Genomic DNA, 24,094 nt, shown 5'->3' with positions numbered 1-24,094 from the left:
CGGTGAGCGCGTCAGTCAGTCGGTGAGCCACCGGAAGGGGCGGTGGAAAAGGCGAGGCGGGAGGGGGCGGCAGGGGCTAGCCTGCGGCGCATGATCGGTCCGGCTACGTCGCCTGTGCTCATCCGCACTGCTCGCCCTGACGATGCGCCGGCGGTGGTGGCGCTGCGTACGCTCGTGCTGCCCTTCCTGGTCCGCGGTGTCGCGTCGACCCGGCAGATGATCACCACGCCGTCGCCGGGTGTGCACTGGGCCGCCTTCGTCGCCGAGGTCGACGGGGAGGTGGTCGGCTGGGTTTCGGCTTCGCGCAATGTCCACACCGACGAGCCGATCGGCGAGGTCTCGCTGCTGCACGTACACCCCGACCACACGAGGCGCGGGATCGGCAGTGCGCTACTGGCGAACGCGCTGGAACACCTCGCCCCGCTCGGGCTGCGCCGGCTGCGCGGGCGCGCGCTGCCGGATGCGCTGCCGTTCGCCCGCCGGCACGGCTTCGTGCCGAGCCGTGAGGAGCGCTTCTCGATGCTGGAGCTGCGCTCGTTGCCACCCCTGCCGGAGGCCCCGGCGGACGTACGGCTGGTGCCGTTGACCCAGGTCGATCCGCGCCACGTGCACCGGGTGGAGGTGGCGGCCAGCGCCGACGAGCCGGGCGACGTGCTCTGCGGCGCGATCGGCTACGCCGACTGGTGCGCCGACACCTGGGACAACGTCGGCCTGGACCGGGAGGCCAGCATGGGCGCCGAGGTCGACGGCGAGCTGGCCGCGATCAGCCTGGTGAAGCGGGACGGTGAGCGGATGTGGTCGGACTACACAGGCACCGTGCCGGCGCACCGGGGGCGGGGGCTGGCCCGGTTGGTGAAGCTGGCCGCGCTGCACCGGGCGGTGGATCGCGGGATCACCGTCGCGTTCACCGGGAACGACGCGGCGAACGCACCGATGTTGGCGGTCAACACCGGGCTCGGCTACCGGCCGGTGGCCAGCCAGTGGTCCTGCGTACGCGAGCTGCGGCCGGCCGGCTGAGCCGGCCCGTGCGGCGCGAGGTCAGCCGCCCGCGTACACCCGCTCGGCGGTGGCGAAGGTGTCGGCACCGAACAGCACCAGTCGGGCCTCGGTGACGCTCAGCGGGGCTGCCGCGCGCAGCACCGACAGCGCCTGGGCCACCGCGTCCTCGACCGGCCAGCCGTAGATTCCGGCGGAGATCAGCGGGAAGGCGACGGTGGCCGCGCCGAGCCCGTCGGCGACGGTGAGGCTGTTGGCGTAACAGTCGCGCAGCAGCGCCGAGCGGTCCTCGGTGGCCGACCAGACCGGGCCGACCGTGTGCACCACCCAGCGCGCCGGCAGGTCACCCGCGGTGGTCGCCACCGCCTGCCCGGTCGGCAGGCCCCGGCCGTACCGGGAGGCGCGCAACGCGCGGCACTCTTCGAGGATCGCCGGCCCGCCCCGGCGGTGGATCGCGCCGTCCACTCCGCCGCCGCCGAGCAGCGACGAGTTCGCGGCGTTGACCACCACGTCCACCCGCTCGGCGGTGAGGTCTCCCTCGACCAGGGTGATGTCCACGTCAGTCCTCCGTGATCGGCTGGCCGAGCGTACGGCGGGCCAGCAGGGTGGCGCCGGCCACCGCCGCCGGCATGAGCAGCACCGCCCCGAGCGGGATCAGGAAGCAGACGAAGACCGCCACCCCGAAGCCGAGCGCGGTGGGTCGGTCCGCCTTCAAGGCCGCCCGGCGGTCCGGCAGCCGCTTGCCCCGGCGGTAGAACGGCGCGCCCACCAGTTCCACGGCGAGCAGCCAGCCGCCCACCGTGGCACCGATCACCGGAACCACGGTCTGCCCGACCAGCGGGATGAAGCCGGCGGCGAACAGCGGGATGCCGACCAGCGCGGCCAGGGCCACCAGGCGGATCGAGTCGGCGGTGCTGCGCCGCAGCGACGGCCAGAACGGCACCTCGACCGCGTCGGCGGCGCCGCCGTACCGTTCCTCCACCCGCTCCGAGATCTTCTCGTAGAACGGGTCGCCGATGACCAGCGTGACCGCCGTGAAGGTGAGCACCGTGAGCAGGCCGCCGAGGCCGAGGAAGGCCAGCGCGGCGATCCCCCGGACCAGGCTCCGCGCCACCGCCGGCCAGTCGTCGGCGAACGGGGTCACCGCGGCGGCCAGGTCGCCGACGAAGAACACCAGGGTGGCGTACGCGGCGACGAAGATCACCCCGGAGATCAGTGCCGGTACGACGCCGAGCAGCATCAGCCCAGGGCTGCGTACGTAGAGGCCGACGCCGCGGAGCAGCAGCGCAGCCCCACCGGCGAACCGGCATGCGGCGCTCACGGCGGTGCCCGGGATCCCGGATGCGTCCACGTCGGAGAGCCTAGTCACCCGTTGCCGCATCAACCGGTTGACGGATCACCGGAGTCAACCGGGGCCACCGTGATCACCGACGGCTGGTCGATTCGCCGCCGGGCCGCCACCGCGACCCTGGACAGGTACGCGAAACACCGACGGCGAAAGGCGACGCCATGCCGGTCATCGAGGTGACCAACCTGCACAAGCGGTACGGCGAGACGGTGGCCGTGGACGACGTGTCGTTCACCGTCGAAGCCGGCGAGATCTTCGGTGTGCTCGGCCAGAACGGCGCTGGCAAGACCACCACCGTGGAGTGTGTCGCCGGGCTCCGCGTCCCAGACGGGGGCGGGGTGTCGGTCCTCGGGCTCGACCCCCGCCGGGACGCCAACCGACTCCGCCAACTGGTGGGGGTGCAGCTCCAGGAGAGCCAACTGCCGGACCGGCTCCGGGTCGCGGAGGCGCTGGAACTGTACGCGTCGTTCTACCGCGACCCGGCCGACCCAGCCCGGCTGATCGACGAACTGGGCCTGGGGCAGAAGCGGAACACCCCGTACGACAAGCTCTCCGGCGGTCAGAAGCAGCGACTGTCGATCGCGCTGGCGCTGGTCGGCAACCCGAAGATCGCCATCCTGGACGAGCTGACCACCGGACTCGACCCGCAGGCCCGGCGGGACACCTGGAGTCTCATCGAACGGGTACGCGACAGCGGCGTGACGATCGTGCTGGTCACCCACTTCATGGAGGAGGCCGAGCGGCTCTGCGACCGGTTGGCGCTGATCAACCAGGGGCGGGTGGTGGCGCTGGACAGCCCGGCCGGGCTGGTGACGTCCGTCGCGCCGGAGCAGCGGATCAGGTTCCGCCCGTCGACGCCGTTGGACGACCGGCTCCTCACCGACCTGCCGCAGGTGACCGCCGTAACCCGCAGCGGCGCCCAGGTGGTGGTGACCGGCACCGGCGACGTGCTGCACGCGGTGACCTCGGTGCTCGCCCGCAACCAGATCATCGCCGCCGAGCTACGGCTGGAGCAGGCCACGCTGGACGACGCGTTCGTCGAGCTGACCGGGCACCGGCTCACCGACTGAGGGGACTCACGATGCACGCCTTCGGCCAGATCCTCAAGACTGAGGCGAAGCTCTACCTGCGGGACATTCCGACGCTGGTGCTCACCATCGGACTGCCCACCCTGATCCTGGTGGTGCTCGGGCTCATCCCCACGCTCCGCCAGCCCGACCCGAACTTCGACGGGCAGTCCTTCGTCACGTACTTCACCCCGTCGCTGCTGGTGCTGACGCTGGCGATGGTCGGGGTGAACGCCCTGCCCACCGTGCTGGCCACGTATCGGGAAAGGGGCATCCTGCGGCGGCTGGCCACCACTCCGGCCAGCCCGGCGGCGCTGCTGGCCGCTCAGCTCGTGCTCGCCCTCGTCGCCATCCTGACCAGCGCGGTACTGCTCGCCCTGGTCGCCCGACTCGCGTTCGGCTCCCCGCTACCGCAGCGCCCGCTTGGATTCGCGGCGGCCCTCGTCCTGGGCACGGCGGCACTGCTCGCGCTGGGGCTGCTGGTCGCGGCGGTCGCCCCGACGGCCAAGTCGGCCCAGGCGTTGGCCGTACCCCTGTTCATGGTGGTCATGTTCTTCGGCGGGGTCTACCTGCCGCGGTTCCTGCTGCCCGATTTCCTGGCCGAGATCGGCGCCTACACCCCGCCCGGTGTGCAGGCGCTGCTCGACGCCTGGACCGGCACCGCGCCGCACCCGCTGCACCTGGGGATAATGGCGGTGATCGCCGTGGCGGCCAGCGCCGGCGCGGCGAAACTGTTCCGCTGGGAGTGAGCGGGGGTCGGGATGACCAGCAGCTGCAACGAGGCCGACCGGCTGGACAGTTGGCAGGCGCGGGAGGCGAGCCTGTACCGGGTGCTGCCCTACGGAGGGCTGGCCGTCGGGACGCTGCTGGCCACCGTCACCCCGGCCCCCAGCGGCCTCCCGGCGATGCCCACCCTGGCCATCGCCGCGGCGGCCGGGTGCTGGGTCGCCTGGTTCCTCACCCTGCACCCGGAGTGGCAGAGCCGGCGTGGGCTGATGGTGGTCTACTACGTCGGGCTGCTCGCGTTCGCCACCGCCCTGGTGATCGCCAACCCGTGGTACGCCTTCTTCGCCTGGGTGGGTTTCCTGCACGCCTTCCTGGTGCTGCCCGGCAGGTGGGCGTTCGCCGGGGTGGTCGCGACCGCCGTCCTGGTCGCCACCGCACAGGGCGGCGGCCTGGCCAGCGCCGCGGCGAACTGGCCACTCTGGCTGGTGCTGGTGCTGTTCAACGTGCTGGTAGCAAGCGGCGTGAGCTGGTTCCGCCTGGTCACCGAACAGCAGAGCGCGCACCGCAAGCTGCTGGTGGAGGAGCTCGCCACGGCCAATCGCCAGCTCGCCGAGACGGTACGCGAGAACGAGGGGCTGCACGCCCAGCTGATCACCCAGGCCCGGGAGGCCGGTGTGCTGGACGAGCGCCAGCGGATGGCCCGGGAGATCCACGACACCCTGGCCCAGGGGCTGACCGGCATCATCACCCAGCTGGAGGCGGCCGAGCAGACCCGGGACCGCTCGGCCGACTGGCGCCGGCACGTGGACAACGCGCTGAGCCTGGCCCGGGAGAGCCTCACCGAGGCACGCCGGTCGGTGCGGGCGGTCCGCCCGGAGCCGCTGGAAACCGCCCGGTTGCCGGACGCGCTCACCGAGCTGGGCGGGCGCTGGTCGGCCCTGCACGGGGTACGGGCCAACGTCAGCACCACCGGCACGCCCCGCCCGCTGCACCCGGAGATCGAGGTGACCCTGCTCCGGGCGGCCCAGGAGGCGCTGTCCAACGTGGCCCGGCACGCCGCGGCGAGCCGGGTCGGGCTGACCCTGTCGTACATGGAGGACGTGGTGACCCTGGACGTCCGCGACGACGGGACGGGCTTCGACGTCGCCAATGCGCCGGCGGCCCGGGAGCCGGACGGCGGCTACGGCCTGACCGCCATGCGGCAGCGGGTGAGCCGGGTCGGCGGTCAGCTGGATGTCGAGTCCGAGCCGGGCGGCGGCACCGCCGTCTCGGCGTCCGTGCCCGCGCTTCCCGGAGGTGCCGGGTGACCGAGCTGGTACGCCTGCTGATCGTCGACGACCACCCGGTGGTGCGGGACGGTCTGCGCGGCATGTTCACCGGCGACCCCGGGTTCGAGGTGGTCGGCGAGGCGGCGGACGGTGCCGAGGCGCTGGCCCTGGCCGCGACGCTGCACCCGGACGTGGTGCTGATGGACCTGCGGATGCCCGGGATGGACGGGGTGACCGCGATCGGCCGGCTGGCCCGCTCGGGCAGCCCGGCGAAGGTGCTGGTGCTGACCACGTACGACACGGACGCCGACGTACTGCCGGCGATCGAGGCCGGCGCCACCGGCTACCTGCTCAAGGACGCTCCCCGCGAGGAACTGGTCCGGGCGGTACGGGCCGCCGCCCGGGGCGAGTCGGTCCTCTCGCCCAGCGTGGCCGGCCGGCTGATGGGCCGCCTGCGCGCACCCCGCCAGCCGGCCGAGGAGCCGCTCAGCCAGCGCGAACTGGAGGTGCTCACCCTGGTGGCCCGCGGCTCGTCGAACCGGGAGGCCGCCGCCCGGCTGTTCATCAGCGAGGCCACGGTCAAGACCCACCTGCTGCACGTCTACGCCAAGCTCGGGGTCAACGACCGGGCCGCGGCGGTGGCCGCCGCGTACGACCGGGGTCTGCTCACCCCCGGCGGTAGGTGAGCGGGTGCGGGCGTCGCGGTTGATCTCGTTGCTGCTGCTGTTGCAGGCGCGGGAAATGATGACGGCGGCGGAGCTGGCCCGGGAGCTGGAGGTCTCCGAGCGGACGGTGTACCGGGACGTGCTGGCGCTCTCCGCCGCCGGGGTGCCGGTCTACGCCGATCGAGGTCGGGCCGGCGGCTACCGGCTGCTCGGCGGCTACCGGACCCGGCTGACCGGGATGACCCGGGACGAGGCGGAAGCCCTGTTCCTGGCCGGGCTGCCCGGCCCGGCCGGTGACATGGGGCTGGCCGACGCGGTGGCGGCGGCGGAACTGAAGGTCCTCGCGGCATTGCCGCCGAGCCTGCGCGACGCGCCCGCGCGCACCGGGCAGCGGTTCCACCTGGACGTGCCGGGCTGGTACCGGCAGACCGCGCCTCCGCCGTGGCTGGCCGAGCTGGCCGGCGCGGTCTGGCGGGACGGGGTGGTCACGATCCACTACCGACGCGGCGACCGCGAGGTCACCCGGCGGGTCTGCCCGTACGGCCTGGTCCTCAAGAGCGGGATCTGGTATCTGGTCGGCCGGGTCGGCGAGGACCTGCGCACCTACCGGGTGGACCGAGTGACCGCGGTCGAGCCGCACGAGGAGACCTTCGACCGGGAACCCGGCTTCGACCTGGCGGACCACTGGCGGGCACAGGCCGAGTCGTTTCTGCGGAGCATGCTGCGGGCCGAGGTGACGCTCCGGCTGAGCCCCACCGGCCTGCGCCAGCTCCGACACCTGGCCGACACCCCGTTCGGGTACGAGGAGGCGGTCGCCGCCGCGACCGGACCTGACGGGCAGGGCTGGGTGACGACCCGGCTGCCCGTCGAGTCCGTCGAGGTGGCGTACACCCAACTGCTCGGGCTGGGTCCGGAGGCGGAGGTGCTCGACCCGCCCGAGTTGCGGGCTTTGCTGGCCGACGCGGCCACCCGCGCCGCCGCGCTCTACGCCGCCAGCGCCAGCGACGCCGACACCGCGGTTACCGACTCCGGCGGGAACGCGGGCGACCGCCGTGACGGTCAGCGGTAACCGGTGACGTCGGCGGGCCTGCCGGCGTCGACCACCTCGATGATGTAGCGGTAGGCGTCCGGCTGGCTGCCGTCGACGTCGGTGAAGCCGTACACCTTGGCCAGGTCACCGGCGGAGACCGACTGGCCGCTCCAGCGGTTGCGGTCCTCGTCGGCGGCGAGCGCGGCGACCGCCCGCCCGACGAACGCCGGAGTCTCGGAGATCAGAAAATGGGGGTCCTTGACGGCGCCGTCGCGCCAGTTCTCCTCGGTGACGCCGAAGTGTTCCAGCATCGCCTCGGACCGCAGCCACCCTGGGCTGAGCGCGACGGCGGTGCCGCCGTACGGCTTCAGCTCGTGGGCCCAGGTGAAGGCGAGCCGGTTGACCGAGGTCTTGGCCAGGTCGTAGAAGACCGACAGCCGATAGTTGTCGTCGTTGTACGCCTTGGTGCCGTCGCCGATCTCCACGACCAGGCCACCGGGGCGACGGATCAGCAGCGGCAGCGCGAAGTGGCTGGTGATGACGTGGGTGTCGACCGCCAGCCGCAGCGTGCGGAAGCCGGCGTCCAGCGGTTGTTCCCAGACCGGCTTCTCCCAGGCGATCAGCCGGTCGGCGCCCCAGACGTCGTTGACCAACACGTCGAGCCGGCCCTGCTCGGCGTCGATCCGCTCGACGAGGGCCTTCACCTCGTCGGGCACCAGGTGGTCGACCCGGACCGCGATTCCGGTGCCGCCGGCCGCGGTCACCAGCTCGGCGGTCTCCTCGATGGTCTCCGGCCGGTCCAGTTCGGAGCGGCCGGCCCGGCTGCTCCGGCCGGTGGCGTAGACCGTGGCACCCGCCGCCCCGAGTTGCACCGCGATCTGCCGGCCGGCACCCCGGGTCGCCCCGGCGACCAGCGCCACCTTCCCTGTCAGCGATTTCGTCATGGACCTCACGCTGCCAGCGATACCCGACAATCGAAGTCAGGTTTCGCGGCAACGTGTCATCGGTCATGCTCGCCGGCATGCATCTGCTGCTCTCCGGCATCGTCGGCTCGGTCGCGTACGGGCTGGCCGGCCCGAGCTCGGACGTCGACCGGATCGGCGTCTTCGCCGCGCCCACGGTCGCCTTCCACGGCCTGCACCCGCCGACGGAGTCGGTGGTGACCACCGACCCGGACACCACGCTGCACGAGGCGCGCAAATGGTGTCGGCTGGCGTTGAGCGGCAACCCGACCGCCACCGAACTGGCCTGGCTGCCGGACGACTGCTACGAGACCCGGACCGAGTTCGGTGAGCGGCTGATCGCCATCCGGTCCGCGTTCCTCAGCGCGCCCCGGGTCCGCGACGCCTACCTGGGGTACGCCGGACAGCAGTTCCGCAAGCTGGAGTCGCGTAGCGACGGCACGTTCTCCTCGGACACCCGGCGGCGCACCGCGAAGCACGCCCGGCACCTGGCCCGGCTGGTGCACCAGGGCCGGCTGCTCTACGCGACCGGCGTGCTGGAGATCCGACTCGCCGACCCGGGCTGGTTCCGGGCCTTCGGCGAGCGGGTGGCCGACGGCCGGTTGACCGAGGCCCGGACGCTGCTGGCGGAGGTGGAGCGCGACTTCGACCGCACCCGCACCCCGCTGCCGGACCGCCCGGACGAGGCGCGGGTGGAGCGCTGGCTGCTCGACGTGCGCGCCGCCCACCTGCCGCCGGCAGCGGGCTGACGGTGGCTCACTGCACGTCGAACTCGTTGCCTTCCGGGTCGGTCATGGTGGTGTGCCGGCTGCCCGGATCGGCGACCTCGCGCAGGATGGTCGCGCCGAGCCCTTCCAGGCGCTTGACCTCCGCCTCCCGGGCCTCCGGACCGAAGTGCAGGTCGAGGTGGAGCCGGTTCTTCACGGTCTTGGGCTCCGGCACGAGTTGGAACAGCAGCCGACGCCCCAGACCGGTGCCGCTGGCCGGGTCGACCGGGTCGTCGGGGTGGCGCACCGCGATCAGCTCGCGGAACGCCTTCCGCCCGTCGAACTCGACGCACGCCTCCGGGCCGATCACGCCGGCGCCGAGCAGCCCTTCGATCAGGACGCTGTTGTCCTCGACCTGGTAGCCGAGGGCTGCCGACCAGAACCGCGCCTGGGCGTGCGGGTCGGCGCAGTCCACCACGAGCTTCCACTGCACGGCCATCGAATCCTCCTCGCCGTCGACCATCCTGTAACCAGTTATAGTGGTTACATGGCGGCGCGGGCAAGCGGACTCACCCTGGTCTCCCACGACGGATCCCGGTTCTTCTTCGACCCCGGCGCGCTCTGCCTGGAATTCCTCACCACCGGCGGGCCGGGCGAACTGGCTCGGTGGGACGTCCTGCATCAACCCGGCGACCTGGCCGCCTGGCTCGCCCAGTCCCAGCTACGGCTCGACCCGGCCCAGGTGACCGTGAGCGCGGACGAGCTGGCCGCCGCCCGGCGGCTGCGCGACGCGCTCTGGCGGTTCGCCCGCGCCCGGGTCGCCGGCCAGTCCACCCCGGCCGCCGACCTCGCGACGGTCAACGACCTCGCCGGGCCCGCTCCGCTCGTGCCGCGCCTGACCGCCGGCACGGGCGCCGACACCGTCCACTCCTGGGCGCTGCCGGCGACGGGCACCTCGGCACTCGCCACGATCGCGCGCGACGCCGTGGACCTCTTCTCCGGCCCGTACGCCGACCGGATCCGCGAGTGCGCGGGGTACTGCTACCTGATCTTCGTGGACACCTCGCGGCCCGGTCGCCGCCGCTGGTGCGCGATGGAACGCTGCGGCAACCGACAGAAGGTACGCGCCATCCGCGCCCGCCAGAAACCGACCGGCGCCGACTGACCGGCGGCTAGTCGGCGAGGCGGATGCGGACCCGGCGGTTCGCCCGGCCCTTGCTCTCCACCTTGACCACCCGCACCTTGCCGATCTGCGCGGTCGACGCGACGTGCGTCCCCCCGTCGGCCTGCACGTCCAGCCCGACGATGTCGACGATGCGGACCTCCGCCTCGTCGACCGGGATCAGGTTCGACTGGGTACGGATGATGTCCGGCAGGGCCAGCGCCTCCGCCCGCGGCAGCACTCGGGTGGCGACCGACCGGTCTGCGGCCACCTCGGCGTTGACCAGCTCCTCGATGCGGGTCTTGAAGTCGGTCGGCACCTCGGGCAGGTTGAAGTCCATCCTGGCCTCGCCCGGTTCCATGTTGCCACCGGTGACCAGCGCGCCGAAGTCGCGGAACACCACCCCGCAGAGCACGTGCAACCCGGAGTGGGTACGCATCAGCTGGGTGCGCCGCTCGTCCTCGACCGCGCCGGTGACCGTGGTGCCGGCCGGCGGCAGCGGGTCATCCTCGGCGGGGATCAGCCACAGGTCGTCGGCCTTGCGGGTGCCCACGATCCGGGTCTGCACCCCCTGCCAGAGCAGGACGCCGTGGTCCGGCGGCTGGCCGCCACCGCCCGGGTAGAACGCCGAGCGGTCCAGCACGATGCCCTGCTCGGGGTCGCTGTGCAGGACCGTGCACTCCCACTCCCGCAGAGTCGGGTCGGCCAGGTCCAGACGGTGCGTACGGCCGTGATGTGTGACGCCCATGACAGCGCAGGCTACCCGTTGAGGAACTCGGAAATGCGGCCACGCAGGTCGGCGCGTTCCGTCCACAGCACACCTGGGCGGGCGTACCGGTGCAGGGTCGCCCCCGGCAACGCCGCGGCGAGCTGCTCGGCGACCTCCACCGGATGCAGGTCGTCCCCTTCGGCGGCGATGACCAGGGCTGGCGCGGTCACCGCAGCGAGCGCACCGGCGTCGACCAGCGGTGCCTGCTCCGGCAGGTCGGCCAACCCGAAGGCGAGCCCGTCCCGCAGCAGGTGGTCCAGCCGCTGCCGCAGGTACGCCCACCCGGCCGGGGTGTTGCGTACGGCCGGCGGCAGCTCGGCCGCCACGACGTCGGCCACCGCCGAGGCGTCCCCGCTCTCCACCGCCTCCAGCAGCTCGGTCAGCCGCGCCCGGGCCACCGGCCCGCGGGGCTGGTCCAGCGCGGCGGGCAGGAAGAAGACGAGCCGCTCGAAGCGCTCCGGGCTCTCGATGAGCAGGCGGCACAGCGCGCCCGCGCCGAGGCTGACCCCGAAGGCCCGGGTCGCCCCGCCGAGGTCCGCGATCGCTCGCAGGTCCCGGGCGAGATCGAGGTAGTCCCACCGGCCGTCGGGTGCGTCGGAGCGACCGTGGCCACGGAACTGGAAGAAGACCTTGCGACCGGTGACACCGCTGCCGAAGGGGCGGGTGGTGGCGATGCCGTTGCCCAGCCCGTGGGCGAACACGGTGACCGGATCACCGGTGCCGGTGACCAGCCGCTCCAGGCGTACCCCGTGTGGCGTGGCGACCAGCTCGGTCTCCGGTTCGGGCAGCGGCGGTCGGCCGCTACGCGGCCCGCCCGGGCCGGGACCCCAGGTCCGAGGTCCGCCGTCCGGTGGTGGTGGCCAGCGGAAGGCCCTCACCACGACCCTCTGTTGTCGCCCAGGTCGCGCAGGCCGACCCGGACGTCGAGCAGGTAGATGAGCGCGGCCGCGATGCCGATCAGCCCGAAGATGCTGAGCGTGCTCTGGGTGAGCAGGGTCAGCAGGAGGGTGACCGCGAGAATGGCGATCCAGCCACCCTTCGGCAGGGTGCCGATGGCGGGGAAGGCGTCCGAGCGCTGCGTGATGGCGTGCACGAGGGCCACCCCCTGCACGACCAGAGCGAAGACGAACAGGATCAGGTCGATCACGTAGCGGACATCGAAGGCGAAGATCGGCGCGGCGTTGGCCATGCCGGCAAGCTTATGCCGGCGACCCCGGATTCGTCCGACAGGACGGTGACCGGGATCGCCGGCAGTTGAGCCGGACCGTCACTCGGCGGCCGGGCGGCTCCGCTTGGTGGCTCGGGGCAGCTTCGCCGACGGGGTGGCGGTCCGCTTGGCGGCGGCCTCCCGGGTGGTCGCCTTGGCGCGAGTGTTCTTCCTGGCAGCAGCCGGCTTGGCCGCCGCGACCTCGGCCACCTCCGCCGGGCTCGGCGCCTTGGCCTGCTTGGCCGGCTTGGCCTGCGCGGCCGGCTTGCTCGCTACCTTGGGCTGCGCGGCCGGCTTGGGCTGCGCGGCCGGCTCGGTGGTCACTGCGGCCGGGGCGATCGCCTCGGGCGCCTCGGTGGCCTCGATGTCGGCGTTCACCGTGTCGGCGGCCTCCAGCACGCCCGCGCCAACCACCCGCTCGCCCCGCGCGACCAGCGCGCCGTACGCGGCCAGCGCCCGCTCCTGCGCGGCCTGGGCGCCGGCGACGATTACGGCGGCGTTGCGGGTCGCCGCCTCGCGCAGCCGGTCCAGGTCGGCGGCCTCACGGAGCTTGTCGAAGTCGGCGGCCTCACGGAGCCGGTTGAAGTCCGCGGCCTCGCGGAGCTTCGCCAGGTCGGCGGACTCGCGGAGCTTGTTGAAATCGGCGGCCTCGCGGAGCTTGTCGAAGTCGGCGGCCGGGGCGGCCTTCTGCCGGAGCGACTCGGCGGTCAGGTTGGCGTTGCGCAGCGCGTCGTTGGCCTTCTGGCGCAGCTCGAAGCCGGTGACGACGGCCTTGCCACCGAGGTCGTTGACGACCCGGCCACCGTCGGCGACGACCCGGTCGCGCAGCTCACCGACCACGGCGGGCAGCTTGCGCAGTTGCTCCAGGGCCAGTTCGCCCGCACCGGCAGCGGCGTAGATCGGAGCGGGAATGCGGTTGGTCTTCGGCTGGGTCATGACTTCTCCTCTTCGGCCGCGGCGGCGGCCTTGCGGACCACCTTGCGGGCGGCCTTCCTGGCAGGGGTACGGGTCGGCGCGGCGGCCGCACCCGCCTCGGTCACGGCGACCGACTCAAGGACGGCCTCGGTCGGCGATCCCTCAACGGTGGTGGGCCCGGTCGCGGCCAGGTTCGCCACGTCGGGCGCGGTGACGTCGGGCGCGGTGACGTCGGTGGCGGTTGCGGTGCCCGTATCGGCAGGGCCCGGGCCCTGACCGGCGGCGGCCTCGCTCGCGGCAGCGGCGGCGGTCGCTTCGGCGAGCCGGGCGTTCTCCCGGCGGAACGTCTCGTAGATCTGGGTCAGGGACTGCTTCTGGGCCATGGTCAGGTCCGGGTCGACCGCGATGGCCGCCAACACACCCTGGCCCTCCTTGTCGTCGAGCAGCCCCGCCCGCAGGTACATCGCCGGGGTGGAGACCCGCAGCGCGCTGGCGAGCTGCTGGAGCACCTCGGCGCTGGGCCGGCGCAGGCCGCGCTCGATCTGACTGAGGTAGGGGTTGCTGACTCCGGCCTGCTCGGCGAGCTGCCGCAGCGAGATCTTCGCGTTTCGCCGCAGATCACGAATGAACCCGCCGACGTCGGGAAGGTCTTTGGGAGTGGCCATGACTCAACGCTAGCGCGGCCTGCTAGCAACTGCAAGCGGAACGCTAGCCGGAGTTAGCACGGTCTCACTGTCCGGTTGCGCGCCACTCGTACCCGGTCGTACCGTCCTGCGGTGACCATGATCGAAGTAAATGGCGCCCTGCTGGCGTACGAAGAGGTTGGCAGCGGATCCCCGGTCGTCCTGCTCCATGCCGGCATCGCCGACCGCCGGATGTGGCGGGAGCAGATCGACGCGCTCGCTACCCGGCACCGGGTGATCGCCCTTGACCTGCGTGGCTACGGCGAGTCCGAACTGCCGCCCACCCCCTTCGCCCACCACCACGACGTGGCCGGCCTGCTCGACGCGCTCGGCCTGACCCGTGCCGCCCTGGTCGGCTGCTCGTTCGGTGGGGCGGTGGCGATCGACACCGCCCTCGCTCACCCGGATCGGGTGAGCGCGCTCGCCCTGCTCGGCACCGCCGTGTCCGGCCACGAATGGTCCGAGCAGACGAACGACCTGTGGGAGACGCTGGTCGGCGAGGTCGACCCGGAGGACTTCGCCGCCACCGCCGCGGGCGAGGTGCGGTTCTGGGTGGTCGGCCCGGAGCGCAGCCCGGAGGACGTCGACCCGCAACTGATCGCCTTCGCCACTGCGATGGACGAACGGGCGCTCGCCGCCGAGCTGGCGCTCAGCGCGGTGGACATCACCGAACTGGACCCGCCGGCCGTCGACCGGCTCGGCGAGCTGGGCATTCCCGTGCTGGTCGGCGTCGGCGCGGCGGACGTACCCGACATCCGGCAACTGGCCGATCGCATCGCGGCCGAGGCACCACAGGCGGTGCGGCTGCCCGACGTACCGGACGCCGCCCACCTACTGCCGCTGGAGCGCCCGGCCCCGGTCAACGCCGCGCTGCTCGACTTCCTGCCCTGAGCATCTGCCGGAATCGACCGGTCGAGGATCGACCCGCCCGCGATCCGTCTGGGCCACCGGCCGGGCCAGGCCGGCAGGACATCCGGGTTCGCGGGCGGGCAGCGCGGATGGTCACCAGAGCGGGCGTACGGCACCGACCGGTAGGCCGCCGCCGAAGAGCGGCACCTCCGCGAACTCCTCCAGCACCGGCGCGTCGACCGCGAGCCGGCGCAGCGCGGAGACCAGCACCGGCATCCGGGCCCGGCCCGCTCCGTCGTCGATCTTCAGGGCCACGGCGCCGACGCCGGGCAGCGCCGTGGCGATGACACCCTCCGCGCCCACCTTCGCCAACAGCCCGGGTACGCCGCGCATCAGCCGGGTGTCGTCGGCCTGCGTACCGCCGACGATCTCCGGGTGCGCCCGCATCGCGTCGGCCACGGCGCGCGGCGCCGTATCGGGCTCGGCCGTGACCAGCCGGAGGTACGCCCCGGCCAGCCCGGTCAACGACGCGGCCAGCACCGGGGCTCCGCAGCCGTCGACGCCGACCGCCGCTGCCTGCTCGCCGGTGAACTCCTCGACCGCGTCCCGCAGTCGTTGCTGGAGCGGGTGCTCGGGCCGCCAGTACCCGTCCACCGGCCAGCCGGCGGAGCGGCAGGTCAACAGCATCCCGGCGTGCTTGCCGGAACAGTTCATCTGGATCCGGGTGGGGCCACCACCGGCCCGCAACACCGCCACCCGCGCCTCCTCGCCGACCGGCAGCTCCGGCGGGCAGTGCAGGTCGTCCTCACCGAGCCCGGCACCGGCGAGCAGCCCACCGACCCGGGCCAGGTGGAACTCCTCCCCCGCGTGGCTGGCCGCCACCAGGGCCAGGTCGGCGGACCCGGTCAGCGGCAGCCCGGCACGGATCATCCCGACCGCCTGCATCGGCTTGTTCGAGGAGCGGGGGAAGACCGGCGAGGTTACGTCACCCGCCGCGGCCAGCACCGCGCCGGTGGCGTCCAGCACCACCACCGAGCCTCGGTGCACACCCTCCACGAAGCCGGACCGGACCACCTCGGCGAGCGGCGCGCCGCCCTGGTACGTCTTTCCCACGACGTGGACGGTACCGATGCACCGGACCCGGCCGCCGCCGGGGTGAACAGGGATTCAACCTCCGGGTGTACAGGGGTGTCGGGTGAGATAGCCCTTACAGCCCGAGCAGCTCTCGGGCCTCGGTGGTGTTCAGCGGCGGACGCTGGGCCAGCTGGGCGAAACCGACCGCCCGGGCGACCAGCTGCATGTTGGATTCCACCGGACGGCCCTTGGCGTACGTCACCGTGTCCTCCATCCCGACCCGCAGGTGACCGCTGGCGGACAGCGAGGCGAGCATCACCGGGATGCTGGTGCGGCCGATGCCGGTCGCCGAGAAGGTGGTGCCCTCCGGCAGGTCGCGCAGCATCTGCTGGGCCGCGACGAGGGTCGCCGTGGTGCCCGGCATCCCGCCGGGCACACCCATGACGAAGTCGACGTGGACGTGGCCGCCGTGCGGCAGACCGTACTTGCCGAGCAGGCGCTGCAACGCGGTCAGGTGGCCGAGGTCGAAGATCTCGTACTCCGGCACGATGCCGCGCTCCTGCATCCGGGTGTGCAGGTCGACGATGAACTCCCAGCGGTTGAGGAAGACGTCCTCGCCGAAGTTGACCGTGCCCATCGTGCACGAGGCCATGTCCGGCCCCGCGTCCAGCACGGCGAGCCGGTCAGCCTCCGGGTCGGTGACCGCGCCGCCGGTGGACAGCTGCACGATCAGGTCGGTGCTCTCCCGCAACGCCGCCACGGTCGCGCGGAGCCGACCCTGGTCCAGGGTGGGCCGCGCCTCGTCGTCCCGGATGTGTACGTGGATCACGGAGGCGCCCAGCGCCTCGCACTCCTTCGCGGTGAGCAGCAGCTCGTCAAGGGTCACCGGCAGCGCCGGCACCTCCGTCTTGGCCGACTCCGCGCCGGTGGGGGCAACCGTGATCAACGTCCCTGTTGTCATGCCGGCGATCCTAGAACGCCCGGTCCGGGCACCGGCGTTAACAGGGGGCCCTTCCTCTACCGGAGGCGTTAAGAAGGGGTCCTTCCTCACGACGGGTCGATGGCGGCGGCGCTGTCGGCGACGCGGAGGGCGGCGTCGTCGGGCACGGATCGCTTGACCACGGCGAGCGCGACCTGACCCAGCTCGTAGTGGTGCACGGCGGTGCCGACGAAGCCGACGGTCCGGCCGTCGAGGGTGACCGGAGTGCCGGCGGCGGGCAGTTGATCGGTGCTCACGCCGTCCAGGTGCAGCAGGACCAGCCGGCGCGGCGGGCGGCCCATGTTGTGCACCCGGGCGACCGTCTCCTGCCCCCGATAGCACCCCTTGTCCAGGTGCACGGCCGGGGCGATCAGGTCCACCTCGGCGGGGATCGTCCGGTGGTCGGTGTCGACGCCGACCCGGGCCCGCCGGGCGGCCACCCGCACCGCCTCGTACGCCCACAGCCCGACCGGGGGCACCCCGTTGCCGCGCAGTTGGGTGACCACCTGGTCCATCGCTGCCCGGGGCACCAGCAGGTCCACCCCCAGCGGCCCGCGCCGGGCCCATCCGCCGACCGGCAACGGCTTGACGTCGTACCGGGCGGTCGGACGGGGTGGCAGCTCACCGGACCGGAACTTCGGCCCCGGCAGACCGACCACGTCCGGCTCGGCCAGCGCGGGCACGTCGAGCGCGGCCACCGCCTCGGCCGCCTTCGGCCCGACCAGCGACAACAGCGCGTAATCGGCGGTGGCGTCGCGGGGCTCGACCCGACTGAAGAAGCGCATCTTCTCCAGGTAGGTCAGCAGGCCCTCGGTGGCCCCCGGCTCGGTGTCCAGCCAGGTGGTGATGCCGTCCTCGGCGACCATGGCGTGCTGTTCGACGTGCCCGTGCGGGGAGAGCACCAGCAGCTCGGTGCCCTGCCCGGCGCTCAGCTGGGCCAGGTGCTGCGTGGTGAGGGTGTGCAGCCAGGAGATCCGTTCCTCACCCGGCACCGCGACGACGCCCCGGTGGGAGCGGTCCACCAGGCCGACCTCGGTGTCCAGCAGGCGCTGCTCACGCATCGGGTCGCCGTAGTGGGCGGCCACTCCGCGCACCCCGGCCGCCGCGTGGGCCGGCTCCGGCTGGTCGCGGCTGGCCTCGTCGATGCTCTCCACTGCCACCGCACCCGCGATGTCGATCATTTCTGGTCCCCGTTTCCGCAACGTTCGCACAGGCCGAAGAAGGAGACGTGGCCGATGTCCACCCGGAAGCCCCGCTCGCGCGCCAACTGGTCGGCCAGCGGGCGCAGCAGTTCGGGATCCATCTCGTCGATCGCGCCGCACTCCCGGCAGACGAGGTGGACGTGCTGATCCTCGCCGGCCGCGTGGTAGGTCGGCGAACCGTGCGACAGATGGGTGTGGGTGACCAGGCCGAGCCGCTCCAGCAGCTCCAGCGTGCGGTAGATGGTGGTGATGTTGACCCCGGCGGCCACCTCGCGTACCGCGTTGTGCACCTGCTCAGGGGTGGCGTGCCCCAGGTCCAGCACCGCCTGGAGGATCAACTGCCGCTGCGCCGTCAGCCGCAGCCCACGGGCGCGGAGCAGTTCCGCGAGGGAGGATTCGGACACCCACCGATCATAGTTCGGTAATCCGCGCGCCTCACGGCGCGACCGGTGCGCACTATGCTCGGCCGTCATGGTGGCGTCGCGGATCGGCGTGCTGGGCCGGGGCCTGCTGCCGGCCGGGGAGCCGGTGCTGCGCGGGGACGACCTCGGCGTGCTGCGCGGCGACGGGCTGTTCGAGACCATGCACCTGCGCGGCGGGCGGCCCTGGCTGCGCGAGCAGCACCTGACCCGGCTGCGGGCCGGCGCCGCGACCGTGGAGCTGACCCTGCCGGCGGACGCGGCCCTGGTCGAGCTGCTGGACGGCGTCGCCGCCGGGTGGCCGGCCGAGGTCGAGGGGGCGCTGCGGCTGGTCTGCACCCGAGGGCCGGCGGGCGGCGGGCCGCCCACCGTCTACGCCACCCTGTCGGAGGTCACTCCGGCGGCCCGGCAGGCCCGGCGCGACGGGGTGAGCGTGGCCACCCTTTCGCTGGGCGTGCCCGCCGAGGCCCGCCCGGAGCTGGGCTGGCTCCCGGTGGGCATCAAGTCGACGTCGTACGGGGCAAGCACCGCCGCCCGCCGCTGGGCGGCCCGGGTCGGCGTGGACGACGTGCTCTGGGTCTCCTCCGACGGGTACGCGCTGGAGGGGCCGACCGCCAACGTGGTCTGGTTGGACGGCGACACGCTCTGCACGGTGCCGGCCCGGCGCACCGGCATCCTGCCCGGCACCACCGTCGCCTGGCTGCTCGCCCACGCCCCCGAGGTGGGCTGCGTCGCCGCCGAACGCATGGTCACCCCGGCCGGGCTGCGCGACGCCGACGGCGTCTGGCTCACCTCGTCCGTACGTGGTCTGGTGGAGGTGCGCACCCTCGACGGCGAGCCGCTGCCGCGCACCCTGCGGACCAGCGCGCTCCAGGAACTGCTCGCCTTCCCGCTGCCCTGAGCCCGGGCCGGGGACGCCGGCTCAGCCGGCCACCCGGGTCAGGCGGGCGGACAGGTGCGGGGACAACGGGTGGCCCACGGCGGCCATGTCCTGGGCGTACAGCAGGGCGCCCTCGACGATGCCGAACAGCCGGTGCCCGGCGGTGACCTCCTTGGCGGTGGCGGTACGCACCACGGCGTCGGTGACGAACTCGATCTGGGTGCCCTTGCGCCGGCCGACGTGCAACTCCATCACGCCGGTGGGGACGGTCAGCAGGGCTTCCAGCTCGTCGGTGACCCGGTCACCGTCCAGCACCGGCCGCCACCAGCCGACCTCCCGGCCCGCCGGGCGTACCGGACGGCTCTGCTCGTCGAGGATCCAGGCCCGCGACTCGTAGTGCAGGAACGGCCGGCCGTCGTGGCTGATCCGGATCTCCTGGGCGAAGTCGAAGTCCTCGATGGTGGGGAAGCCACCCCGGCCCCGACCCCGCCACACGCCGATGTACGGCAGCAGTCCGTCCAGCGCCGGGTGCAGCTTCGGGCCGACCCGCAGGTCGTGGCTCTCCTCGAACGGGTACGGGTCGACCGGCGGCGCGTTCAGCCACGGCGGCGGTGCCAGCGGATTGTCGTCACTCACGCGCTCACCACTTACCTCTCGAAATGCGGACAGCCAGGTAGACCAGGCCACCGGCGAGCGCGCCCAGGCCAGCGACCAGCAGGCTGACGAACCCGATCTCGGTGACCATCCGGGTCATCCTATGCTGGGCGGCATGGCCCGCACTCTCGTCGTCAAGGCCACCGCCGGCATGGACTCGCCCGAGCGTTGCGCCCAGGCGTTCACCGTGGCGGCCACGGCCGCCGCCGCCGGGGTGCACGTCTCGCTCTGGCTGACCGGCGAATCGACCTGGTTCGCCCTGCCCGGCCGGGCCCAGGATTTCGAGCTGCCGCACTCGGCGCCGCTGGCCGAGCTGCTGCACGTGATCCTCGCCACCGGCACGGTGACCGCGTGCACCCAGTGCGCCGCCCGCCGGGACATCGGCTCGGGCGACGTGATCCCGGGCGTCCGGATCGCCGGCGCCGCGGTCTTCGTCGAGGAGACGATGGCGGAGGGCGCGCAGGCGCTCGTCTACTGAGGGTTTGGGCAGGTCAGGGCAAGGGAGCCGAACCCGCCCGGCAAGTCGGGCCAATGCCTACGATTCGGATGTGACCGAGGCGACCGAGCAGTTCTTTGCGTCCTTGCCCGCCCGCGCCCCGGAGATCCTGCGTACCCCGATCGGCGGCGCGCTGCGGATCGAACTCTCCGACGGCCACCGCACCGAGCACTGGCTGGTCCGGATGGGCCCCGGCACGGCCGAGGTCAGCCAGGACCCGGAACCGGCCGACGCCGTGTGGTATTGCAGCGTGGACCTCTTCGACCGGCTGGTCACCGGCCGGGCACAGGCACTGGCCGCGCTGTTCCGCAACGAGAGCACCTACACCGGAAACGTGGTGCTGTTGCTCGCCTTCCGGCGCTTCTTCCCACCCCCGCCCGGCACCCGGGACCCGCGTGACGTGGCCCGCGAGCACGTCAGGCAGAAGCGGTGAAGGAACTGGTCAGCATCCTGGACGGCAACACCTTCCTGGTCAGCGACCGCCGCGGGGACATCGAACCGTCGCTGGACTTCCCCACCGGGCTGTTCACCTTCGACACCCGCTTCCTCTCCGCCTGGCTGCTGCTCCTCGACGGTCAGCGGCTCAGCGCCCTCTCCATCGACGACGCCGAGTCCTACCGGACCCGCTACTTCCTGGTGCCGGGCGAGCCCACCCACTTTCTCGACACGAAGGTCTCGGTGATCAGGAGTCGGGCCATCGGCGGCGGCTTCGACGAGGAACTGACCGTGCTCAACCACTCCGGGCAGGAAGCGACCTTCACCGTCCGGGTCGAGATGGCCGCCGACTTCGGGGACCTCTTCGAGATCAAGGACCCCCAGCGCAAGAAGGGCCACCACACCGTCAAGGTCGAGGCGAACGCGCTTCGCCTGGCGTATCGCCGGGAGGCGTTCCACCGCGAGACGGTGATCCGCAGCAGCGAACCCTCGGAGATCGACAAGACCGGGATGACCTTTCCGATCCGGATCGGGCCGCACGGCGAGTGGACCACCCGGCTGACGGTCTCCACCATCATCTACGGCGCCCGGGGCGAGGACGCCCGCACCCAACTACCACTCGGCGGCAGCCGGACGACGGCGGCCATCCAGGCCGAGCACGCCGAGTTCGTCGCCAAGGCACCGAAGCTCGGCTGCGACTGCGAGCCGCTGGCCGGCGCGTACCGGCGCAGCCTCAGCGACCTGGCCGCGTTGCGGTACGAGTCGATCTCGCTCGGCGTCCGGCTGATGGCCGCCGGGCTGCCCTGGTTCATGACGCTGTTCGGTCGGGACAGCATCATCACCTCGCTCCAGGTACTGCCGTTCCTGCCGGAGCTGATCCCGCCGACGTTGACGATGCTGGCCGGCCTCCAGGGTGTCCGGCTGGACGACTTCCGCGACGAGGAACCGGGCAAGATCCTGCACGAGCTGCGCTACGGCGAGGCCGCCGGCTTCGAGGAACAGCCGCACTCGCCCTACTACGGCGCGGTCGACTCCACCCCGCTGTTCGTGATCCTGCTCGACGAGTACGAGCGGTGGACCGGCGACGCCCAACTCGTCAAGCGGCTGGAGTTCGCCGCCCGGGCCGCGCTGACCTGGATCGACACGTACGGCGACCTGCTCGGCACCGGGTACCTCTGGTACCAGACCCGCAACCCGCGCAACGGGCTGGAGAACCAGTGCTGGAAGGACTCCTGGGACGCGATCTCCTACTCCGACGGCCGCCTGCCGAGCTTTCCCCGGGCCACCTGTGAGACGCAGGGCTACGCCTACGACGCCAAGCTGCGCGGCGCCCGGCTGGCCCGGCAGGTCTGGAACGACCCGCAGTACGCCGAGCGGCTCGAACGGGAGGCCGCCGAGCTGAAGGAGCGATTCAACCGGGACTTCTGGCTGCCGGAGAAGGAGTACTACGCGCTCGCCCTGGACGCCGACGGGCGCCCGGTGGACGCGCTCAGCTCCAACATCGGGCACCTGCTGTGGAGCGGCATCGTCGACGAGTCGCGGGCCCCCCGGGTCGCCGAGCAACTGCTGAACCCGCGGCTCTTCTCCGGCTGGGGCGTCCGGACCCTCGCCGACGACCAGGGGCGCTACAACCCGATCGGCTACCACGTCGGCACGGTCTGGCCGTTCGACAACTCGATCATCGCCTGGGGGCTGTGGAAGTACGGCTTCCGGGCGGAGGCCGGCCGGATCTGCGAGGCGATGCTGGCCGCGTCCCGCTACTTCGACGGCCGACTGCCGGAGGCCTTCGCCGGCTACGAGCGCGACCTCACCGAGTATCCGGTGCAGTATCCGACCGCGTGCAGCCCGCAGGCCTGGTCGGCGGGCACCCCACTGCTGCTGCTGCGGGTCATGCTCGGACTCGAACCGCAGGGCGAGCACCTGATCATCGACCCGTACGTGCCGCCCGGGATGGGGCGGGTGGAGCTGCTGGACATTCCCGGCCGGTGGGGCCGGGTGGACGCGCTGGGCCGCAGCCGCACCCGCGAGGACGAGTCGAGCCAGTAGGTGACCCGGGGCGGTCAGCCGGCGCAGCCGGTGGTGGCGGAGAGCAGCATCTCGTCCGGGTGGAGGTCGACCAGCACCGCCACGCCGTCGCGCCGGTAGGCGTACACCTCGGGGGTTTCGACCACCGGCGTGCCGCCCGCCAGCGGCGCGAGCGCGGCCTGCGGCGACGTCGACACCGAACCGGCGGCGGACCGGACGGTACGGGCCACCCCGCCGCCGGGGCAGGGCGCGGTGACCAGCACCTCGGAGTCCGTCGCCGAGGCACCGAGGGCGCGCAGCGCCTCGGTCAGCGCCTGGACCTCGGTGCCCGCGGCGCCCAACGCGGAAGCGACGTAATCGTTGCCGATCAGCCGGCAACCGGTGTCGACGGTCAACCGGACCCGGCCGTCCGCGACCGGCCGCCCCTGTACGGTGACGAACTCGCCCGCGTCGGCGCGCAGCCGGGGCCCGTCGGAGGTGACCCGGACGCCGGCCCGCCACGCCGGGGGCAGCCGATCGGCGATCCGCTCCAGCAGGGCCCGCTCCTCACCCCCGGGCACGGCCAGCTCGACCTGGCGCTTCAGCGTCGCCCCGTCGGTGAACGGGGTGACCCGGCAGCCGCGGTCGACCTCGGGCGGGACCAGTGCGGGCACGGCACCGGAGGCCGCCGCGACCAGCTCGCCGATCGCGCCGTCGACCACCGGCCCGGCCTGGACCAGGGTGCGCTGCTCGCGGACCGTCGGCGGGTCGTTGCGCGCCGACATCCAGGTGAGACCGGCCAACAGCACCACCCAGGCCACGGTCAACGCCACCAACCAACGCGGCCACCGGTAGCCGGACTCCGGTGGTGGGGGACCTGTGGGTGGGACGTACCCCGTCTGGACTGCACCGCTCACCGGGCCATGGTGTCACGCGCGGTACACCTCGCCGTCGCCACCGCCCGGCGTCAGCCCTCGCCGTCGGCGCTATCCGGCGGGCCTGCGGGCGGGCGGCGGCCGTCCACCAGCTGCGGCGGCGCGGCCAGCCGGTAGCCGACACCGCGCACGGTCTGCACCTGCGGCCCGTCGGACAGCGCGCGCAGCTTGCGCCGGAGGCGCTTGACCGCCGAGTGCAGGATCGCGGTGTCGCCGAGGTAGGCGCCGCCCCAGACCGAGGCGAAGAGCTGCTCGTAGCTCCACAGCGTGATCGGCGGGCTGACCAACCGGGCGAGCAGTTCCCGCTCGGTACGCGTCAGCCCGAGCGGCACACCCCGCCAGGTGACCAGGTGCCCGGCCCGGTCGACCACCAGGTCACCCCAGCTGGCCGCTCGTCCCGCCGGGCGACCCGCCGCCTCCTCGTCCGCACCGCCCGGTGCGGCCTCCGCTGCCGGGGCGGGAAACATCGCGCGGAGTTGGGCGAGGTCCGCGCAGATCACCACCGGGCCGACATCGTCCAGCCGCTGCACCACCCGTTGACGGACGGCGACGTCGGAGCTGACGCAGACCAGGATCGGGATCTCTCCACCGGACACACTTCCTCCCCGCAGAAACACGCTGACCTGCGATTTCCCGCCCATCGACAACGATGGTCACCGATA

At 72.9% G+C, this 24,094-nt stretch carries 30 protein-coding genes; 13 read left to right on the top strand and 17 right to left on the bottom strand.

All coding sequences use genetic code 11. The features are described 5' to 3' along the window. Nucleotides 1-114: 114 nt before the first annotated feature. Nucleotides 115-1,017, top strand: coding sequence for a GNAT family N-acetyltransferase (locus C1I95_RS01925; RefSeq protein WP_111211996.1), 903 nt, complete (start codon nucleotides 115-117; stop codon nucleotides 1,015-1,017). 21 nt (nucleotides 1,018-1,038) lie between these two features. On the opposite strand, the gene C1I95_RS01920 is transcribed toward C1I95_RS01925, so the two are convergent. Both C1I95_RS01920 and C1I95_RS01915 read right to left on the bottom strand, forming a co-directional pair. Further along, entirely contained in the window at nucleotides 1,039-1,554 is a 516-nt protein-coding gene (locus C1I95_RS01920) for an O-acetyl-ADP-ribose deacetylase (RefSeq protein WP_111211995.1), read from the bottom strand. 1 nt (nucleotide 1,555) lies between these two features. Then, nucleotides 1,556-2,347 carry an EI24 domain-containing protein gene (locus tag C1I95_RS01915; protein ID WP_438941268.1) on the bottom strand — a complete coding sequence of 264 codons (792 nt, stop codon included), beginning with the start codon at nucleotides 2,345-2,347 and terminating at the stop codon, nucleotides 1,556-1,558. A gap of 158 nt (nucleotides 2,348-2,505) precedes the next feature. Between C1I95_RS01915 and C1I95_RS01910 the strand changes: the two genes are divergently transcribed. Genes C1I95_RS01910 through C1I95_RS01890 form a run of 5 tightly spaced genes read left to right on the top strand, consistent with a single transcriptional unit; the run spans nucleotide 2,506 to nucleotide 7,139 of the window. Further along, the gene (locus C1I95_RS01910; RefSeq protein ID WP_111211993.1) at nucleotides 2,506-3,414 is read left to right on the top strand and encodes an ABC transporter ATP-binding protein; all 909 of its coding nucleotides are present in this window, start codon (nucleotides 2,506-2,508) and stop codon (nucleotides 3,412-3,414) included. Between the two features lie 11 nt (nucleotides 3,415-3,425). Then, on the top strand, nucleotides 3,426-4,160 hold the full coding sequence (locus C1I95_RS01905; protein WP_111211992.1) for an ABC transporter permease: 735 nt from the start codon (nucleotides 3,426-3,428) through the stop codon (nucleotides 4,158-4,160). Between the two features lie 12 nt (nucleotides 4,161-4,172). After that, a complete protein-coding gene (locus tag C1I95_RS01900; protein WP_111211991.1) occupies nucleotides 4,173-5,444 on the top strand; it encodes a sensor histidine kinase in 1,272 nt (423 codons plus the stop codon). A 5-nt stretch (nucleotides 5,445-5,449) separates the two neighbouring features. After that, entirely contained in the window at nucleotides 5,450-6,091 is a 642-nt protein-coding gene (locus C1I95_RS01895) for a response regulator (protein WP_111212032.1), read from the top strand. Nucleotides 6,092-6,095: 4 nt separating this feature from the next. Continuing rightward, nucleotides 6,096-7,139: a helix-turn-helix transcriptional regulator gene (locus C1I95_RS01890; RefSeq protein WP_111211990.1), complete on the top strand. Its 1,044-nt coding sequence runs from the start codon at nucleotides 6,096-6,098 to the stop codon at nucleotides 7,137-7,139. Here C1I95_RS01890 and C1I95_RS01885 read toward each other — a convergent pair. Further along, nucleotides 7,130-8,044, bottom strand: a complete 915-nt coding sequence (locus tag C1I95_RS01885; RefSeq protein ID WP_111211989.1) for an SDR family oxidoreductase — start codon at nucleotides 8,042-8,044, stop codon at nucleotides 7,130-7,132. The two genes, C1I95_RS01890 and C1I95_RS01885, sit on opposite strands and share 10 nt — an antisense overlap. 77 nt (nucleotides 8,045-8,121) lie before the next feature. Here C1I95_RS01885 and C1I95_RS01880 point away from each other — a divergent pair, with 77 nt between their 5' ends. Beyond that, complete coding sequence (locus C1I95_RS01880) at nucleotides 8,122-8,811, top strand: nucleotidyltransferase domain-containing protein (RefSeq protein WP_111212031.1); 690 nt, start codon at nucleotides 8,122-8,124, stop codon at nucleotides 8,809-8,811. A 7-nt stretch (nucleotides 8,812-8,818) separates the two neighbouring features. On the opposite strand, the gene C1I95_RS01875 is transcribed toward C1I95_RS01880, so the two are convergent. Continuing rightward, nucleotides 8,819-9,268 (bottom strand): VOC family protein, encoded by a 450-nt coding sequence (locus tag C1I95_RS01875; RefSeq protein WP_111212030.1) that lies wholly within the window; start codon nucleotides 9,266-9,268, stop codon nucleotides 8,819-8,821. 48 nt (nucleotides 9,269-9,316) lie between these two features. On the opposite strand from C1I95_RS01875, the gene C1I95_RS01870 reads away from it, so the two are divergent. Beyond that, complete coding sequence (locus C1I95_RS01870) at nucleotides 9,317-9,934, top strand: CGNR zinc finger domain-containing protein (protein ID WP_111211988.1); 618 nt, start codon at nucleotides 9,317-9,319, stop codon at nucleotides 9,932-9,934. A 7-nt stretch (nucleotides 9,935-9,941) separates the two neighbouring features. On the opposite strand, the gene C1I95_RS01865 is transcribed toward C1I95_RS01870, so the two are convergent. From C1I95_RS01865 to C1I95_RS01845, 5 genes are all read right to left on the bottom strand, one after another. Next, the gene (locus C1I95_RS01865) at nucleotides 9,942-10,679 is read right to left on the bottom strand and encodes an alanyl-tRNA editing protein (protein WP_111211987.1); all 738 of its coding nucleotides are present in this window, start codon (nucleotides 10,677-10,679) and stop codon (nucleotides 9,942-9,944) included. Between the two features lie 11 nt (nucleotides 10,680-10,690). Beyond that, complete coding sequence (locus C1I95_RS01860) at nucleotides 10,691-11,578, bottom strand: alpha/beta fold hydrolase (protein WP_111212029.1); 888 nt, start codon at nucleotides 11,576-11,578, stop codon at nucleotides 10,691-10,693. Beyond that, nucleotides 11,575-11,889 (bottom strand): DUF2516 family protein, encoded by a 315-nt coding sequence (locus tag C1I95_RS01855; protein ID WP_111211986.1) that lies wholly within the window; start codon nucleotides 11,887-11,889, stop codon nucleotides 11,575-11,577. Before C1I95_RS01855 ends, C1I95_RS01860 begins: the two co-directional genes overlap by 4 nt. Before the next feature lie 78 nt (nucleotides 11,890-11,967). Beyond that, the gene (locus C1I95_RS01850; RefSeq protein ID WP_111211985.1) at nucleotides 11,968-12,843 is read right to left on the bottom strand and encodes a hypothetical protein; all 876 of its coding nucleotides are present in this window, start codon (nucleotides 12,841-12,843) and stop codon (nucleotides 11,968-11,970) included. After that, nucleotides 12,840-13,487, bottom strand: a complete 648-nt coding sequence (locus C1I95_RS01845; RefSeq protein ID WP_111211984.1) for a helix-turn-helix domain-containing protein — start codon at nucleotides 13,485-13,487, stop codon at nucleotides 12,840-12,842. Before C1I95_RS01845 ends, C1I95_RS01850 begins: the two co-directional genes overlap by 4 nt. A gap of 117 nt (nucleotides 13,488-13,604) precedes the next feature. On the opposite strand from C1I95_RS01845, the gene C1I95_RS01840 reads away from it, so the two are divergent. Next, nucleotides 13,605-14,396, top strand: coding sequence for an alpha/beta fold hydrolase (locus C1I95_RS01840; protein ID WP_111212028.1), 792 nt, complete (start codon nucleotides 13,605-13,607; stop codon nucleotides 14,394-14,396). Between the two features lie 111 nt (nucleotides 14,397-14,507). Here C1I95_RS01840 and C1I95_RS01835 read toward each other — a convergent pair whose 3' ends face one another. From C1I95_RS01835 to C1I95_RS01820, 4 genes are all read right to left on the bottom strand, one after another. Next, entirely contained in the window at nucleotides 14,508-15,467 is a 960-nt protein-coding gene (locus tag C1I95_RS01835; protein ID WP_111211983.1) for an asparaginase, read from the bottom strand. A 94-nt stretch (nucleotides 15,468-15,561) separates the two neighbouring features. Beyond that, nucleotides 15,562-16,389 carry a beta-keto acid cleavage family enzyme gene (locus C1I95_RS01830; protein ID WP_111211982.1) on the bottom strand — a complete coding sequence of 276 codons (828 nt, stop codon included), beginning with the start codon at nucleotides 16,387-16,389 and terminating at the stop codon, nucleotides 15,562-15,564. 86 nt (nucleotides 16,390-16,475) lie between these two features. Next, nucleotides 16,476-17,588 carry a CAF17-like 4Fe-4S cluster assembly/insertion protein YgfZ gene (ygfZ, locus tag C1I95_RS01825; protein ID WP_111211981.1) on the bottom strand — a complete coding sequence of 371 codons (1,113 nt, stop codon included), beginning with the start codon at nucleotides 17,586-17,588 and terminating at the stop codon, nucleotides 16,476-16,478. Then, nucleotides 17,585-18,013, bottom strand: a complete 429-nt coding sequence (locus tag C1I95_RS01820; protein ID WP_111211980.1) for a Fur family transcriptional regulator — start codon at nucleotides 18,011-18,013, stop codon at nucleotides 17,585-17,587. The genes ygfZ and C1I95_RS01820 overlap by 4 nt, the downstream gene beginning before the upstream one ends. A 67-nt stretch (nucleotides 18,014-18,080) precedes the next feature. Between C1I95_RS01820 and C1I95_RS01815 the strand changes: the two genes are divergently transcribed. Continuing rightward, on the top strand, nucleotides 18,081-18,929 hold the full coding sequence (locus tag C1I95_RS01815) for an aminotransferase class IV (RefSeq protein WP_111211979.1): 849 nt from the start codon (nucleotides 18,081-18,083) through the stop codon (nucleotides 18,927-18,929). Nucleotides 18,930-18,950: 21 nt separating this feature from the next. Here C1I95_RS01815 and C1I95_RS01810 read toward each other — a convergent pair whose 3' ends face one another. Together C1I95_RS01810 and mtfM are read right to left on the bottom strand one after the other, a co-directional pair. After that, nucleotides 18,951-19,544 carry a heme-binding beta-barrel domain-containing protein gene (locus C1I95_RS01810; RefSeq protein WP_111211978.1) on the bottom strand — a complete coding sequence of 198 codons (594 nt, stop codon included), beginning with the start codon at nucleotides 19,542-19,544 and terminating at the stop codon, nucleotides 18,951-18,953. Nucleotides 19,545-19,548: 4 nt separating this feature from the next. Next, the gene (gene mtfM, locus C1I95_RS36870; protein WP_046570768.1) at nucleotides 19,549-19,653 is read right to left on the bottom strand and encodes a small membrane protein MtfM; all 105 of its coding nucleotides are present in this window, start codon (nucleotides 19,651-19,653) and stop codon (nucleotides 19,549-19,551) included. Nucleotides 19,654-19,665: 12 nt separating this feature from the next. On the opposite strand from mtfM, the gene C1I95_RS01805 reads away from it, so the two are divergent. The 3 genes from C1I95_RS01805 to C1I95_RS01795 all read left to right on the top strand — a co-directional run bounded on the left by C1I95_RS01805 (nucleotide 19,666) and on the right by C1I95_RS01795 (nucleotide 22,539). Beyond that, the gene (locus tag C1I95_RS01805; protein WP_111211977.1) at nucleotides 19,666-20,040 is read left to right on the top strand and encodes a DsrE family protein; all 375 of its coding nucleotides are present in this window, start codon (nucleotides 19,666-19,668) and stop codon (nucleotides 20,038-20,040) included. A 70-nt stretch (nucleotides 20,041-20,110) separates the two neighbouring features. Continuing rightward, nucleotides 20,111-20,491, top strand: coding sequence for an SCP2 sterol-binding domain-containing protein (locus tag C1I95_RS01800; RefSeq protein ID WP_111211976.1), 381 nt, complete (start codon nucleotides 20,111-20,113; stop codon nucleotides 20,489-20,491). Further along, a complete protein-coding gene (locus tag C1I95_RS01795) occupies nucleotides 20,488-22,539 on the top strand; it encodes an amylo-alpha-1,6-glucosidase (RefSeq protein ID WP_111211975.1) in 2,052 nt (683 codons plus the stop codon). Before C1I95_RS01800 ends, C1I95_RS01795 begins: the two co-directional genes overlap by 4 nt. Before the next feature lie 14 nt (nucleotides 22,540-22,553). Here the strand turns inward: C1I95_RS01795 and C1I95_RS01790 are convergent, their stop codons facing one another. After that, nucleotides 22,554-23,318 carry a hypothetical protein gene (locus C1I95_RS01790; RefSeq protein ID WP_233513279.1) on the bottom strand — a complete coding sequence of 255 codons (765 nt, stop codon included), beginning with the start codon at nucleotides 23,316-23,318 and terminating at the stop codon, nucleotides 22,554-22,556. Between the two features lie 146 nt (nucleotides 23,319-23,464). Then, nucleotides 23,465-24,028 carry a winged helix-turn-helix domain-containing protein gene (locus C1I95_RS01785; protein ID WP_111211973.1) on the bottom strand — a complete coding sequence of 188 codons (564 nt, stop codon included), beginning with the start codon at nucleotides 24,026-24,028 and terminating at the stop codon, nucleotides 23,465-23,467. Nucleotides 24,029-24,094: the final 66 nt, after the last annotated feature.

The sequence above is a fragment of the Micromonospora craterilacus genome (assembly GCF_003236315.1).
In the GTDB taxonomy this organism is placed as follows: domain Bacteria; phylum Actinomycetota; class Actinomycetes; order Mycobacteriales; family Micromonosporaceae; genus Micromonospora; species Micromonospora craterilacus.
Note: the sequence above shows the minus strand (reverse complement) of the source record. Positions and strands in the feature narration are given on the sequence as shown.